This window comes from Streptomyces sp. CY-1, assembly GCF_047218265.1.
Lineage (GTDB): Bacteria > Actinomycetota > Actinomycetes > Streptomycetales > Streptomycetaceae > Streptomyces > Streptomyces niphimycinicus.
The window spans coordinates 1948081-1961507 of the sequence record NZ_CP178393.1; the positions used below are offsets into that span (position 1 = coordinate 1948081).

A 13427-nucleotide genomic window follows, 5' to 3' on the forward strand; every position below is an offset into this window, starting at 1 on the left:
CGCACCGACCGGAACACGGGGGACATCATGGCCGCGATGACATCGGTACGAGCAGGTCTTGGGCTGGCGGTGCTGACCGCTGTGGCCGTGACCGGCTGCGGTGGCTCGGACGAGACCGACGGGGCGCCCCCGCGCGATGGCCGGCCGTCGGCGTCCCGTTCCGCGCCGTCTTCGACAAGCTCCTCCGGCAGTGGCGGCCCCTCGGCGAAACCCTCCGTGTCGGCGGCGGACGGGAGTGATGTCGCCGCGTGCGCGGACGGCGACTGCGAGGTCGCGGTGTCCGCTCCGGTGACGGTCCGGTTCAAGAGCCCGACCGGTCCGGCGACGCTGTCGGTGACCGAGGTCGGGCCGAACAAGGTCGAGTACACGGTGAAGTCGGGCAATGGCCGGTCCCAGGGCGGGGCCAGCGGTCCGGGCCAGGGGTGCGTCACCGTGCTGCGCGACCACGGCAGCAGCAACGTCTGCGGAAGGCTGGGCCCGGCCCGGCCGGCCGCTCAGCCCGACGCCGTGGTGATCCAGATGACGGCCGGGGCCGACGGCACGGCGATCCTGCACATCGTGTCCAGGTGACCGGCCCCGGGGGTCAGCTCTCCACGGGCGGGCTGCCGGGGGAACGGGAGTGGCGGATGCCCGCCTCGTAGGTCTCCTTGAGGTGCTGGAGCGTGTCGTCGAAGTGGCGCGCCGCGTAGCTGGCGTAGAGGATGTCGATCAGCAGGAGCTGGCCCCATTTGGAGGTGACGGACTCCCCGTACAGCCCCTCCCCTGTGACGTTCGAGGTGAACAGCGGTACGTCGCTGAGCTCCGCCAGCGGGCTGTCCTGGGCCGAGGTGATGCCGATCGAGGTGGCTCCGGTCTGCCGGGCGAGCCGCATGGCGTCCACGATCGCGGTGGACTTGCCGGAGTCGCTGATGCCGATCAGCACATCCCGCGGCGTCAGGATGGTGGCCAGCATGACCTGCACGCTCTGGTCGCGGTAGAGCAGACACTTCTTGCCCGCCCGGGTGAACCGCATGACCCCCTCCTCCGCGGCGATGCTGGAGGAGCCCATGCAGCAGAACACCACGGCGTCCGCGTCGTGCAGCAGGTCGACGGCGCGGCTGATCGCGTCGCCGCTGACCTGCTTGGCGGTCTGTGCCAGCGTCTGGCGGCTGCTGCGCTCGATCTTGCCCACGATGGCGGGGGGCTCGTCGCCACGGAGGATGCCCTCGTAGACGAACTCCTCGTCCCGGCCCGCGCCGGCCTGCCGGGTGGCGAAGGTGGCCTCGGCGAGGCTGAGACGGAGCGAGTGATAGCTGTCCATGCGCAGCTCGCGGACGAACCGGGAGACCGTCGACTCGGCCACTCCACAGGCCGAGGCGAGCTGCGAAATGGTCATCGACTGCGCCTGCTGGGGGTGGGCCAGCAGATACTCGCCGATCTGGCGCAGCGCGCCCGGTAGGTAGGGCAGCTTGCTGGTGATGAGGTGCAGCACATTGCCGGCCTCATCCGCCGGGACAGCCATGACTCGCTCCGTGGTCTCAGGAAGGGACGGTAAGTACCCGTAGCAGATTCTCCACGGCCGCGCGGGTGGCGCGCTCCACACTCTCCCTGGTGTACCCCCCGATATGGGGTGTGGTGATCACCTGCGGGTGGTGGAGCAGCTCCTGGGGTGCGGGCGGCTCCTGGTCGTACACATCGGTGGCGTACCCGATGAGCCTGCCCCCGGCGAGGGCCTCGAGGACCGCGCTGTCGTCGACCAGGCTCGAGCGGGCGGTGTTGACGAGGTAGGCACCGGGCCGCATGGCCGCGATGGCGCCCTTGTCGATCAGTGGCCGCTGCGCGGGCGGACAGTGCAGGGTCACCGCGTCCGAGCGGGCGAGCAGGTCCTCCATCGTGGTGTACGAGAAGTCCCCGGCCGGGGTGAACTCCGGATCGGGGAACGCGTCGAAGGCGCGTACGGACATGCCGAGCCCGAGGCCGAGCCGGACGACCCGGCGGCCGATCTGCCCGCACCCCACGACCCCGAGGGTGCGTCCCACCACCTCCCGGCCCTCGATCCGCTGCCATCTCCCGGCCTTGAGGGCCGCGTCCTGCGGTGGGATGCGGCGCAGCCCGGCGAGCAGGAGGGCGATGGCGAGTTCGGCGACGCCCTGGGCGTTGGCTCCGGCGGCGGTCTCGACGGCCACCCCGTGCTCGGCCGCGGCGGTCAGGTCGACGGAGTCGACTCCGACCCCGTTGCGGCTGATGACCTTCAGGCCCGGGGCCGCGGCCAGCACCTCGCGGGTGATGGGCTCGACCCCGGCGAGATAGCCGACGCACGCGGGCAGGAACCGAAGCTGTTCCTCCCGGGTGGGCTGGCGCCCGGGGGTGGGGAAGACCACGTCGTAGCCCGCCGCCTCCAGGGCGGCCAGCGCCGGGTGGCCGCCCTGGGACAGCGAGCGGGGCGTCACGGCGATCCGGGCCGTCACCGGGCCCACTTCGGGTTGTCCACGACCGCCGGGGCGCCGTCGCGCTCCACCACGATCTTGCGGAAGCCCTTGGACTCGATGGTGCCGTAGTCGTGTCCGGCGTGGCCGGGGAAGGCGAAGAAGGTGATCAGCGGCTCGTCGGGCGAGGTGTTGATGGAGCGGTGGGCGTACCGGCCGGGGACGTAGACACCCTTGCCGGGGGTGAACTCCTCCCACTGCACATCGCCCTCGGGGTTCTCCATCATCATCAGGCCCCGGCCGCGCAGGCAGTAGTAGATCTCGGCGGTGTCGAGCACGGAGTGGAAGTGGCCCTTGGTCATGAAGTACTCGTCACCGACCTTGCCCGGGTAGGTGATGCTGGTGCCGTAGGCCACCTCGCCCGCGCTCCGGGGGACGCCCATGTCGAAGAACTCGTAGACCAGGACGTCCTCTTCGGCCAGGCGCCGGGCGGCCTCCTGGTCGGCGTACATCCCGGCCATGGCGGAGATGCGGCGCTGGAGCGGCTTCTTGCTCCGGGAAAGCCCGGTGACGAGGCTGAAGTCGGTGACGACGGCGGGGCGGGGGGCGGTGGCGCTCATGCGGTCTCCTTGGTGACGTCGCGGGCGATGCGGGACAGCCGCTCGAAGGTGGGGCCGTGGGTGGGGATGTCGATGTGGAACACCTCGGCCATGACGCGGGTCCAGCCGTGGATGAAGTACAGCCAGCCGTCGACCACGTTCAGCTCGCGGGCGTCCCGCTGGGCCCGTGCCTGGTCCAGGAAGACGAGGTCGCCGCGGTAGTTGAAGTCCCAGGCGATGCCGTCCTGGGGGAAGTGGGCGGCGTCGGTGAGCGGGGATCCGGGCCGGTCCTTGCCGAGTCCGGTCGCGTTGACCACGACGGAGCGGGGAGCGAGTTTCCGCAGTTGTGCGTCGTTGTGGCGCGGCTCGGGGGCTTGCTGGTAGTCGATGGGGATGGTGAAGCCGAGGCGTTCGTGGACGGTGCGCATCTCGCGCAGCCGGGCCTCACGGCGGCCTGTGACCACGATGCGGGAGGGGACGTCGCCACCGGCCGCCGCGCGGTTGTGCAGGTACAGGGTGAGGGCGAGGGCGGAGCCGCCCGCCCCGAGCAGCAGCAGTTCGCCCCCGGTACGGGACCAGTGGCCGTCGGGCACGATGGCCTCCAGCGCCAGGCCGCTGGTGAGGGGGTCCATGGCGTGGCCCCACAACTGGTCGCCGCGCTTGGAGATGCTGCTGACCTCGTCCAGCAGCTCGGTTTCATGGCCGACACCGTCGAACAGGTCGTGGGCGGCCTTGTAGAGATTGAGCTTGTGGGTGGTGACCAGCGCACCCAGCGAGTGCGGGTCGTGCTTGATGAAGTCGACGGCCTCCCGGTAGTGGCCGGGGGTGTCGTCCAGCGGAAGGTCGATGCCCTCGATGACGGCGTCGAGGTTCAGCTCGCGCGCCCAGGCCGGAAAGACCTTCATGATGGACGACTTGGTGGTGGTGACGCCGATGAAGTACATCGTCGGGCGGGCGGCGGCGGGATACGTCCGCGGCATATGGGTTTCTCCTTCTGCGGAGCCGTGCGGTGGTACGGGCCGGATGGGCGGCCGGGTCAGTGCTCCTCCCAGTCCCGGGCGCAGCCCACCGCCTTCTGCCAGCCCGCGTAGAGCCGGTCGGCCCGGGTGCGGTCCATCGCGCAGTCGAAGCGGCGCTCGAGCCGGAAGGTGCCGGTCAGCTCGGCCCGGTCGGTCCAGAACCCGGTGGCCAGACCGGCGAGAAAGGCCGCGCCGCGGGCCGAGGACTCGATGACGGTGGGGCGCAGCACGGGGACGTCGAGGATGTCGGCCTGGAACTGCATGAGGAAGTTGTTGGCGGTGGCTCCGCCATCGACCTTGATCTCCCGGGTGGAGATGCCCGAGTCGGCCTCCATGCAGGTGATGACGTCGCGGATCTGGTAGGCGATGGACTCCAGCGTGGCGCGGATGACGTGCTTGCGGCTGGCGCCGCGGGTCAGGCCGAGGATGGCGCCGCGGGCGTACTGGTCCCAGTAGGGGGCGGCGAGCCCGACGAAGGCCGGTACGACATAGACGCCGTTGGTGTCGGGGACGTCCCGGGCGGCGTACTCGGTGTCCTCGGCGTCGTACACGATCTGGAGCTCGTCGCGCAGCCACTGGATGGAGGCGGCGGCCACGAAGATCAGACCTTCCAGGGCGTACTCCACGCCGCCGTCGAGGCCCCAGGCAATCGTGGTGAGCATGCCGCTGTCGCTGAAGACGGGGCCCTCGCCGGTGTTGAGGACCAGTGAGGCCCCGGTGCCGTAGGTGGCCTTCACGGTGCCCACCTCGAAGCACGCCTGGCCGAACAGGGCGCCCTGCTGGTCGCCGACGGCCGAGGCGACCGGGATCCGGGCGCCGAGCAGCACCGACTCCTCGGTGTGGCCGTAGACCTCGCTGGTGGGGCGCACCTCGGGCAGGATCGCGCGGGGGATGTCGAGCTCGTCGAGCAGCCGCTGGTCCCAGTCGAGCCGGGTGATGTCGAACAGCATGGTGCGCGAGGCGTTGGTGTAGTCGGTGACGTGTGCGGCGCCGCCGGTGAGGTTCCAGATCAGCCAGCTATCCACGGTGCCGAAGGCGAGCTCGCCGCGGTCGGCGCGCTGCCGCGCGCCGGGGACGTTGTCGAGGATCCACTTCACCTTGGTGCCGGAGAAGTAGGCGTCGATGATCAGCCCGGTGGTGCGCTTGACGTGCTCCTCCAGGCCGCGGGCCTTGAGTTGCTCGCACAGCGCGGCGGTGCGGCGGTCCTGCCAGACGATCGCGTGGTGGATGGGCTCACCGGTGGCGCGGTCCCAGATGACCACCGTCTCGCGCTGGTTGGTGACGCCGATGGCGGCGATGTCCTCGGCGCCGCATTCGGCCTGGGCCAGCACCTGCTTGGCGACGGTGACCTGGGTGTTCCAGATGTCGAGCGGGTTGTGCTCGACCCAGCCGGGCTGCGGATAGATCTGGGGGAACTCCTGGCTGGCGACCGCGGCGATGTCGCCCGCCTTGTCGAAGAGGATGGCCCGGATGCTGGTGGTACCGGCGTCGAGGGCCATGACGTAGCGGTGGGTCATGGGGTCACCTGTCTTCCCCCGGGGCCGCGGGGCGTGTCGTGGTGGCGTGAGGGTCGCCGTCGAACGCGACCATGGCCTTCATTCCGGCCCCGGAGGCCGCGTAGGCGAAGGCGTCGTGGATCTTCTCCAGGGGGAACACCTCACTGATCAGCGGTGACAGATCGACGCGGCGCTCGCCGACCAGCCGCAGACAACGGCCGTAGTCGCCGTTGGTCGAGCCGGTCGTCCCGGTCAGGGTGAGGCCCTTGTAGTGCACGGCGTTGGTGTCGACCGGGATGGTCCGCGCGGCGCCGAGCCCCGCGAAGTAGTTGAGCCGGCCGTGCGGGGCGAGCAGTTCCGCCGCCTGGGCCTGTACCTGGGGGTCGGACACCGCCGTGATGACCACGTCCGCGCCCCGGCCGTCGGTGTGCTCGCGGACGACCTCGGCCAGGTCCTGTTCCCGGACCCCGACGCACACATCGGCGCCGAGCCGGGCGGCGAGGTCCAGCCGGGGGCGGCCACGGTTGGAGATGATCACCTTGCGCGCCCCGGCGAGCTTGCCGAGCAGCACATGGAAGGCGCCGATGGGCCCCGCCCCGGTGATGACCACGACGTCCTCGGGGCCCACCCGGAGCCCGCGCTGCCCGCTGTAGCAGCAGGAGAACGGCTCCACCAGGGCCGCCTCGGCGTACGAGAGGCCCTCGGGGATCTCGAAGACGTTGCCGCGCTGGACGGCGAAGCCGGGCACCCGCAGCAGCTCCTGGAAGCCGCCGTCGATGCTGATGCCGAACGCCTCGTAGTCCGGGCACATGTTGTTGTAGCCGTGGCGGCACATGTCGCAGCGGCCACAGCCCACGTTCGGGGTGACGGTGACCCGCATGCCGGGGTGGAACGCGGACACCCGCGGCCCGGCCGCCACCACGTCGCCCGCCACCTCGTGGCCCAGCACCCGGCGCTGCCCGTCCGGGATCTTGAAGTGGCCGTGCTTGAAGATGCGCAGGTCGGTGCCGCAGATGGAGGCCGCCCGGACCCGCACCAGCAGGTCGTCGCCGACGACGGTGGGCTCGGCCAGGTCCTCGACCGCCAGCTCCCCGGGCCGGCGCAGTACGGCGGCCCTCATGACGCACCTCCGACGACACCGGGCCGGATGAGCTCGGCCCGGGCCTGGTCGGCGACCGCGAAGACGACCTTGTTGTACCAGGTGCGGCGCTCCAGCATGTCCGCGAACATCGCCGGTGCCTCCGCCAGGCTCGGGGTGTGGCTGATGAGTGGCGCCACCTTCAGATCGCGGCCCAGGTGGTGGACCACCATGTCCCATTCGCTGCGTCCGGCCGGGGTGATCCTGGAGTTCCAGGTGCCGTAGAGGCGCAGCTCACGGCGGAGGACGGAGGAGACCAGGGCACGGGGCAGGGTCAGGTCACCGGACAGGTCGCCCAGCAGCATGACCTGGCCGAGCGGGGCCGCCGCGGTGATGGCCTGGATGAGGGTGGCGGGCAGACCGCTCGCCTCCACCGCGCAGTCCACGCCCCGGCCGCCGGTCAGTTCACGGACCGCCTCCACCGTGTCACCCGCAGCCGCGTCGATGACCGGGAAGCCGAGACCGGCCATGGCGGCGCGCTTGCGCTCGTCGACATCGGCCACGTACACCTCGCTGGCGCCCAGGATGCGAAGCCACTGGGCGGCCAGCGCTCCGATGGGTCCGGCCCCGATCACCAGCGCGGTGGCATGGGCGGGCATCCGGAATTTCAGCATGGCGTGCAGGGCGACCGCGGCGGGCTCCACCATGGCGGCGTGGACCAGCGGCACATCCCGCGCCACCGGCACCAGATTGGCCTCCGGCACGTGGAGGAACTCCGCCATCGCACCGTCGCGCCGTGACCCGTAGTAGTCGTAGCCGGAGCCGACGGCGTACTCGCCGATCTGGGTCATCGGGTCCGCCAGGTCGGGCAGAAGGGGGAAGACCGCGGCACGGTCCCCGGGGCGGAAGCGGCTGCCCTCCGGCGCCTCCTCGACCACGGCGGAGAACTCGTGGCCCAGGACGAGCGGATAGTGATACGCCTTCCCACGGCCGTATCTCAGCACGTCCGAGCCGCATACGCCGACACCGCCGACGCGGACGAGGACGGAGCGGTCGCCCACGGGAGCGGGGGCGGGGACGTCGGTGAGGGTGAGGACGCCCTTCGATTGCAGTACTGCTGCCTTCATCGCTCGTCCGCCTCAGACTTCCATGCCATAACGGTGTGCCTTGTGCGTCGGGTAGAGCGCGATCTGGGGGATGGTGACGTCGGGCGTGCGGGTGGCCACGTAGAGGGAGACCTCGGCGACGTTGTCGACGTCGATGCAGCTAGCGTGGATGCCCTCGGCGAGTTCCTTGTCGTCCAGCCAGCCGTCGAGGTAGGCGGGGATGTCGCCGTCGTACAGGCCCTTGTCGATGATCTCGGTCATCGGGGTCTTGACGTGGGACGGATTGATCACCGTCACACCGATGTTCTTCTCCTTGCCCTCAAGGAGAATGTTCTTGCTGAATCCCATCATCCCGTGCTTGGAGGCGCGGTAGGGGCTGTGGCCGGGGCCGGAGGCCAACCGGGCCGAGGACGACCCCATATTGATGATGCGCCCGCCGGTGGGCTGCCGCTCCATGATGCGGAACGCCTCGCGGCAGCACAGGAAGACCGCGGTCAGATTGGGACCGATGGTCTTGTTCCACTCCTCCAGCGTCACCTCGGTCACCGGGGGTGAAAGGGAGTCGCGGCCCGCGCTGTTGACGAGCAGATCGACCCGCCCCCACTCGTCCACGGCGGTCCGGAAGAAGCTCTGGACCTGGTCCTCCTCGGTGACGTCGGCTTCGACGCCCACGCAGTCGCCGCCCTGGGACTGGATGGAGGTGACGACCTGCTGGAGTCGTTTGCCGTCGGTGTCGACCAGGAGGACCTTGGCCCGGTTGGCCGCGAAGATCCGGCCGACGGCCTCGCCGATGCCGGAGGCACCACCGGTGACGATGGCGGCCTTGCCCTCCAGCGCCGTGCCGGGAGCGGGTTCGTAGACGGGTTCATAGGTGGTGGTCATGCCGTCCCTTTGGGGTGGGGTGGGTGGGTGTTCGGGGGTGGTTCTCAGGAGGTGGCCGCGGCGGCGATCTCGACCGCGCGGCGGGCGTTGCGCCCGATGGCCTCGTACGCGCCCTCGGCCAGCAGCGCCGTGCCGGCGATCCAGGTGCCGCCGCAGGCGGCCACGTGCGGCCGGCTCAGATAGTCGGGGAGGTTGTCCGGTGTCAGGCCGCCCGTGGGCATGAACGCCATCCCGTCGTACGGAGCCGCCATGGCGTCCAGCAGCCGCAGTCCGCCCGACGCCTCGGCCGGGAAGTACTTCACCAGGGGCAGTCCCCTGGCCAGGGCCGCCTCGATGCCGGTGGGGTTGTTGATGCCGGGGACGACGGGGATCTCCCGCTCCAGGCAGTGGTCCACGACGTCCGGGCTGAAGCCGGGCGCGACCACGAACTGGGCTCCCGCGTCGATGGCGTGGTCCACGGTCGCGCGGTCCAGGACCGTACCGGCGCCGACCAGCAGCTCGGGGTGGCGGGCCCGCAGCGTGGCGATCCCGTCCCGGGCGGCCGGGCTGCGGAAGGTGATCTCGGCGACCGGCAGTCCCACCCCCAGCAGTGTCTCGCCGAGCGGGTCGGCGTGGCGTACGTGGGGCAGGGTGACGACCGGGACGACCCGGACGCGACGCAGTTGCCTGAGGAGTTCGCCGGCGTTCATCAGTCCTCTTTCGCGGTGGTGTCGCCCGGGGTCAGGACGTAGGCGTCGCCCACCCGCGGCACGGTCCAGGACAGTGACGTGGCTCGGCGCCGCAGTTCGTCGCGGGCGTCCTCGGGGTCGACGGTGTTGAAGTCGAACAGGCCGAAGTGGTGGCAGAGCAGTTGCGGGATCCCGGCCGCCTCGCACAGCTCGGCCGCTTCCCGCACGGTGAAGTTGCCGGGGACGCCGTTCTCGGTGCGGTGGCGGTCACGCCCGTTGACGGGCAGCAATGCCACATCGACACGGAGTGTGCGGAGCAGTTCGGGCTGTCCGTCGTAGGGGACGCAGTCGCCGGAGTGGTAGACGCGGACACCGCCGACCGTGAGCACGTACCCGAGGAAGCGGTGGTCCCCGTTCTCGTCCTGTTCGAGCCGTTCATGGGCGGCGGGGACCGGTTCGACGGTGATGCCGTCCGCCAGTTCCACCCGCTCACCCGCGGTGGTGCCGGTGAGGCGGCTCGCGGGAACGCCACGCTCCAGGGCCCGTTCCCGTTCGGCGCGCGGGACGACGAAGCGCGGGTCGTTGTGCGGGAACAGGGCGCGGATGGTGCCCGGGTCCATGTGGTCGGTGTGTCCGTGGGTGCACAGCACCGCGTCGACCCCGCGGACGGCCTCCGGCGCCACCGGAGCGGGGTGCATCCGGCGGTGCGGGAAGAGCGTGCCGCGGTACTTCTCGGCGAGGGTGTCCGAGAGATACGGGTCGATCAGGATCAGCCGGCCGCGGTGGCGCAGGGCGAATCCGGCCTGGCCGAGCCACCACAGCGTCACCTCGTCGGGCCCGGCCTCCTCGGGGGCGGTGAAGGTGCCGGTGAGGGGTCCGCCGGACACCCGGCGCACGGCGGGCCGGATGACGTTCATGCGTGCTCCCGATACGTAAGGGCGTGGTCGCTGTGCTCGGTCATGGGGTGCCCGCCGGGGATCTGCCGTCGAGCTCCGCCGGGTCCAGCGCTCCGGTCATCAGCGCGACGGCGTCAGGCATCGAGATGTCGGAGGTGCGCACCAGGGCGACCCGCCGGCCCAGCCGCTGGACATGGATGCGGTCGGCGACGTCGAAGACATGGGGCATGTCGTGGCTGATCAGGATGACCGGCACGCCCCGGTCGCGGATTTCGCGGATGAGGTCGAGCACCCGCTGCGACTCCCGCACTCCGAGCGCCGCCGTCGGCTCGTCCATGATGATCACCCGGCTGCCGAAGCAGGCGGCACGTGCGACCGCGACGCCCTGGCGCTGCCCGCCGGAGAGCGTTTCCACCGGCTGGGAGAAGTTCTGGATGGTCAGCAGCCCGAGGGAGGTGAGCAGTTCCCGGGTCTCCTCCCGCATCCCCTTCTTGTCCAGCAGGCGGAAGACACTGCCGAGCGGGCCGGACCTGCGGCGCTCACGGCCCAGGAAGAGGTTGGCGGGGATGTCCCGGGAGGGGGCGACGGCCAGATTCTGGTAGACGGTCTCCAGTCCGTGGTCCCGCGCGTCCAGCGGGTTGCGGAACCGCACCGGCTCCCCGAAGAGGCGGATCTCCCCGGCGTCGGGGACCTCCGCCCCGGAGAGGCACTTGATGAGCGTCGACTTGCCGGCGCCGTTGTCGCCGATGACGGCGAGCACCTCGCCGGCGCGCAGCTCGACATCGGCCCCGCCGAGGGCGGTGACGTGTCCGTAGCGCTTGACCAGGCCGCGCGCCTCCAGGGCGAGCACATCGGTGCTGGTGTTTCCGGGCTTCATGCCGCCACCTTCCGGATCCACTGGTCGGCGGCGACGGCCACGATCACCAGGACGCCGACGGTGAAGAACTGCCACAGGGCGTCCACTCCGGACAGGGCGAGCCCGCTGCTGAACACGCCCACGATGAGGGAGCCGAGGAGGGTGCCGAGGACATGGCCGCGGCCGCCGAAGAGGCTGGTGCCGCCGATGACGACGGCGGTGATGGACTGGAGGTTGAGGTTCTCGCCGGCCTGCGGGCTGACCGAGCCGATCCGTCCGATGAGGAACCACGCGGCGAGACCGCAGATCAGCCCGGCCACGACATACACGCTCAGCAGCACCCGGCCGGTGCGGATCCCGCTGAGGCGGGCCCCTTCGCGGTGGTCTCCCACCGCGTGCAGATGGGCGCCCCACGCGGTGCCCCGCAGCAGATAGGCCACGGCGGCGAAAGCGCCGATCATCAGCAGCGAGCTGTACGTCACATCGGTGCCCAGGACGTCGATGGAGCGGCCCGGCCAGCTCAGCAGGGGCGGCACGTCCTGAGCCCGGATCGTCTCGCTCCGCGAGTAGAAGAGGGTGAGGGCGGAGAAGACGCTGAGGGTGCCGAGCGTGGCGATGAACGGCGGAATGCGGAACCGGGTGACCAGCACACCGTTGAGTCCGCCGCAGACACCGCCGATGACGACGCCGAGCAACAGGGCCAGTGGTACGGGCAGACCGTGGTCCACCGCCGCCTTGCCCATCACCACGGAGGCGAGCACGGTGATGGCGCCGACCGACAGATCGATGCCAGCGGTCAGCACGATCAAAGTTTGTGCGATGCCGACCATGCCGATGATCTGCACCTGCTGGACGATCAGCGAGATGTTGAGCGGATCGCTGAACCGGGACCCCACCCACACGCTGAAGAACAGCGAAGCGAGGAGGAGGACGATGAGCGGGCCGAGCAGGGGCTTGGTGTGCAGGGCCGCCTGTCCGCGGGCGAGCGGTCCGCGTTGCTCCGGCGGCGTGGTGGGTGGGTCTGCGGCGTGATGGGGGACGGTGCCGTGGGCCACGGTCAACTCCTGGAATCGGTGCGGAAGGGTGGGTGTGTCGGATGGCTGCCGGGGCTAGCCCCAGCAGTGGCGCAGGCCCCAGTCCGACTTCTTCGATTCCAGACCGGATACGGGGGTGTCCGTGATGAGGGCGACTCCGGTGTTGGTGAAGCCCTGTCCGGAGGAGGCGGAGGGCTTGTCGCCGTCCTTGGCGTGCGCGGCCGCGGCGGCGACGCCCTCGGCGGCCATCTTCACGGGGAACTGCATCGACGTCGCGCCGATGGCGCCGGAGGCCACGTTCTTGACGCCGGGACAGCCGCCGTCGATGGACACGACGGTGATGTCCTTCTGCTTGCCGGCCGCTTTGATCGCCTGGTAAGCACCGGCGGCGGCGGGTTCGTTGATGGTGTAGACGAGGTTGATGGACCCGTTCTTCTGTAGCAGCTTCTCCATGGCGTCGCGCCCGCCTTCCTCGTTCGCCCCGGTCACCTCGCGACCGACGATCCGGGAGTCGCGCTCGTCGCCGATCCGCCGCGGATCGCGGACATCGATTCCGAAGCCCTCCAGGAAGCCCTGGTTGCGCAGGATGTCCACCTTGACCTGCTCCGAACTGAGGTCCAGCAGGGCGATCCGCGGCCGCTTGCCCGCCATCCGCCCCTTGGCCCACTTGCCGATCATCCGGCCGGCGAGCCGGTTGTCGGTGGCGAAGGTGGCGTCCACGGCGGACGCCGGCTCCGTCGGCGAGTCCAGGGCGATGACCATGACGCCGGCCTTCCGGGCCCGGTCGATGGCGGGGATGATCGCGCCGGAGTCGGCCGGGGTGATCAGAATGCCCTTCGCGCCCGCCGCCACCAGGTTCTCGATGGCCTTGACCTGAGAGTCGTTGTCGGCCTGGCCCTTGCCGGCGAAGGTCCTCAAGTCCACGCCGAGTTCGCGGGCCTTCTTCTGAGCACCTTCCCGCATCTTCACATAGAACGGATTGTCGTTGGTCTTGGTGACGAGCCCGACGATCGGCTTGTCGTCGCCCTGGCCGCTGATGCCGTTCCCGCATGAGGTGAGCAGCAGGGTGAGACCGATTCCCGCGGACGAGGCCGCGAGCGCCCTGTGGCGCAGCTTGACCCGATGTGCCATGAGATTGCCTTTTCTCGACGTGCGGGGGGTGGCTGGGGGGAGTTCGCCGCCCGCCGGGCGCCGGTTCGCGCTCCAGCGGGGGACTGTCGGTGCCGACGCGTTCACCTGTCGGCTGCGCCCTGATCGGGCTGGGGAGGGCCGGTTCGATGTGCTCAGCGGCTCGATTCACAACGTCGCAGAGGTTTCGAGGACTGTCAATGCATCTCGAAGAAATTTCTACGACACATGATCGACATGGCTCGCACCCCTTGATTTCG

The 13427-nt window shown here is 70.4% G+C and carries 14 protein-coding genes; 1 reads left to right on the plus strand and 13 read right to left on the minus strand.

What is annotated here, in order from left to right:
* The first annotated feature begins 36 nt into the window (after positions 1 to 36).
* Positions 37 to 570 (plus strand): hypothetical protein, encoded by a 534-nt coding sequence (locus tag ACK1X7_RS08035; protein WP_385150486.1) that lies wholly within the window; start codon positions 37 to 39, stop codon positions 568 to 570.
* Between the two features lie 13 nt (positions 571 to 583).
* Here ACK1X7_RS08035 and ACK1X7_RS08040 read toward each other — a convergent pair whose 3' ends face one another.
* Genes ACK1X7_RS08040 through ACK1X7_RS08100 form a run of 13 tightly spaced genes read right to left on the minus strand, consistent with a single transcriptional unit; the run spans position 584 to position 13170 of the window.
* On the minus strand, positions 584 to 1501 hold the full coding sequence (locus ACK1X7_RS08040) for a MurR/RpiR family transcriptional regulator (RefSeq protein ID WP_385150489.1): 918 nt from the start codon (positions 1499 to 1501) through the stop codon (positions 584 to 586).
* Between the two features lie 16 nt (positions 1502 to 1517).
* Positions 1518 to 2447 (minus strand): phosphoglycerate dehydrogenase, encoded by a 930-nt coding sequence (locus ACK1X7_RS08045; RefSeq protein WP_385150492.1) that lies wholly within the window; start codon positions 2445 to 2447, stop codon positions 1518 to 1520.
* Entirely contained in the window at positions 2444 to 3025 is a 582-nt protein-coding gene (locus ACK1X7_RS08050; protein ID WP_385150495.1) for a glucose-6-phosphate isomerase, read from the minus strand. Before ACK1X7_RS08050 ends, ACK1X7_RS08045 begins: the two co-directional genes overlap by 4 nt.
* On the minus strand, positions 3022 to 3984 hold the full coding sequence (locus ACK1X7_RS08055; RefSeq protein ID WP_385150498.1) for a shikimate dehydrogenase: 963 nt from the start codon (positions 3982 to 3984) through the stop codon (positions 3022 to 3024). Before ACK1X7_RS08055 ends, ACK1X7_RS08050 begins: the two co-directional genes overlap by 4 nt.
* Before the next feature lie 56 nt (positions 3985 to 4040).
* Positions 4041 to 5540, minus strand: coding sequence for a glycerol kinase GlpK (gene glpK, locus ACK1X7_RS08060; protein ID WP_385150501.1), 1500 nt, complete (start codon positions 5538 to 5540; stop codon positions 4041 to 4043).
* Positions 5541 to 5544: 4 nt separating this feature from the next.
* On the minus strand, positions 5545 to 6639 hold the full coding sequence (locus ACK1X7_RS08065; RefSeq protein WP_413114865.1) for a zinc-dependent dehydrogenase: 1095 nt from the start codon (positions 6637 to 6639) through the stop codon (positions 5545 to 5547).
* Positions 6636 to 7724 (minus strand): galactitol-1-phosphate 5-dehydrogenase, encoded by a 1089-nt coding sequence (locus tag ACK1X7_RS08070; protein ID WP_413114866.1) that lies wholly within the window; start codon positions 7722 to 7724, stop codon positions 6636 to 6638. Before ACK1X7_RS08070 ends, ACK1X7_RS08065 begins: the two co-directional genes overlap by 4 nt.
* Before the next feature lie 12 nt (positions 7725 to 7736).
* Positions 7737 to 8585, minus strand: a complete 849-nt coding sequence (locus ACK1X7_RS08075; protein WP_385150509.1) for an SDR family oxidoreductase — start codon at positions 8583 to 8585, stop codon at positions 7737 to 7739.
* A 44-nt stretch (positions 8586 to 8629) separates the two neighbouring features.
* Complete coding sequence (gene eda, locus ACK1X7_RS08080) at positions 8630 to 9274, minus strand: bifunctional 4-hydroxy-2-oxoglutarate aldolase/2-dehydro-3-deoxy-phosphogluconate aldolase (protein ID WP_385150512.1); 645 nt, start codon at positions 9272 to 9274, stop codon at positions 8630 to 8632.
* Entirely contained in the window at positions 9274 to 10170 is an 897-nt protein-coding gene (locus ACK1X7_RS08085; RefSeq protein ID WP_413114867.1) for an MBL fold metallo-hydrolase, read from the minus strand. Before ACK1X7_RS08085 ends, eda begins: the two co-directional genes overlap by 1 nt.
* A gap of 40 nt (positions 10171 to 10210) precedes the next feature.
* A complete protein-coding gene (locus tag ACK1X7_RS08090) occupies positions 10211 to 11026 on the minus strand; it encodes an ATP-binding cassette domain-containing protein (RefSeq protein ID WP_385150518.1) in 816 nt (271 codons plus the stop codon).
* Positions 11023 to 12060, minus strand: a complete 1038-nt coding sequence (locus ACK1X7_RS08095; RefSeq protein ID WP_413114868.1) for an ABC transporter permease — start codon at positions 12058 to 12060, stop codon at positions 11023 to 11025. Before ACK1X7_RS08095 ends, ACK1X7_RS08090 begins: the two co-directional genes overlap by 4 nt.
* Before the next feature lie 54 nt (positions 12061 to 12114).
* Positions 12115 to 13170 carry a substrate-binding domain-containing protein gene (locus tag ACK1X7_RS08100; RefSeq protein WP_385150523.1) on the minus strand — a complete coding sequence of 352 codons (1056 nt, stop codon included), beginning with the start codon at positions 13168 to 13170 and terminating at the stop codon, positions 12115 to 12117.
* Between the last annotated feature and the right edge of the window lie 257 nt (positions 13171 to 13427).

What these genes read in the sequence shown, in the direction of transcription:
- ACK1X7_RS08100 (WP_385150523.1), bottom strand. Translation starts at nt 13,170, where the DNA reads ATGGCACATCGGGTCAAGCTGCGCCACAGGGCGCTCGCGGCCTCGTCC.
- ACK1X7_RS08085 (WP_413114867.1), bottom strand. Translation starts at nt 10,170, where the DNA reads ATGAACGTCATCCGGCCCGCCGTGCGCCGGGTGTCCGGCGGACCCCTC.
- ACK1X7_RS08075 (WP_385150509.1), bottom strand. Translation starts at nt 8,585, where the DNA reads ATGACCACCACCTATGAACCCGTCTACGAACCCGCTCCCGGCACGGCG.
- ACK1X7_RS08055 (WP_385150498.1), bottom strand. Translation starts at nt 3,984, where the DNA reads ATGCCGCGGACGTATCCCGCCGCCGCCCGCCCGACGATGTACTTCATC.
- glpK (WP_385150501.1), bottom strand. Translation starts at nt 5,540, where the DNA reads ATGACCCACCGCTACGTCATGGCCCTCGACGCCGGTACCACCAGCATC.
- ACK1X7_RS08070 (WP_413114866.1), bottom strand. Translation starts at nt 7,724, where the DNA reads ATGAAGGCAGCAGTACTGCAATCGAAGGGCGTCCTCACCCTCACCGAC.
- ACK1X7_RS08065 (WP_413114865.1), bottom strand. Translation starts at nt 6,639, where the DNA reads ATGAGGGCCGCCGTACTGCGCCGGCCCGGGGAGCTGGCGGTCGAGGAC.
- ACK1X7_RS08090 (WP_385150518.1), bottom strand. Translation starts at nt 11,026, where the DNA reads ATGAAGCCCGGAAACACCAGCACCGATGTGCTCGCCCTGGAGGCGCGC.
- ACK1X7_RS08040 (WP_385150489.1), bottom strand. Translation starts at nt 1,501, where the DNA reads ATGGCTGTCCCGGCGGATGAGGCCGGCAATGTGCTGCACCTCATCACC.
- ACK1X7_RS08050 (WP_385150495.1), bottom strand. Translation starts at nt 3,025, where the DNA reads ATGAGCGCCACCGCCCCCCGCCCCGCCGTCGTCACCGACTTCAGCCTC.
- ACK1X7_RS08035 (WP_385150486.1), top strand. Translation starts at nt 37, where the DNA reads ATGACATCGGTACGAGCAGGTCTTGGGCTGGCGGTGCTGACCGCTGTG.
- eda (WP_385150512.1), bottom strand. Translation starts at nt 9,274, where the DNA reads ATGAACGCCGGCGAACTCCTCAGGCAACTGCGTCGCGTCCGGGTCGTC.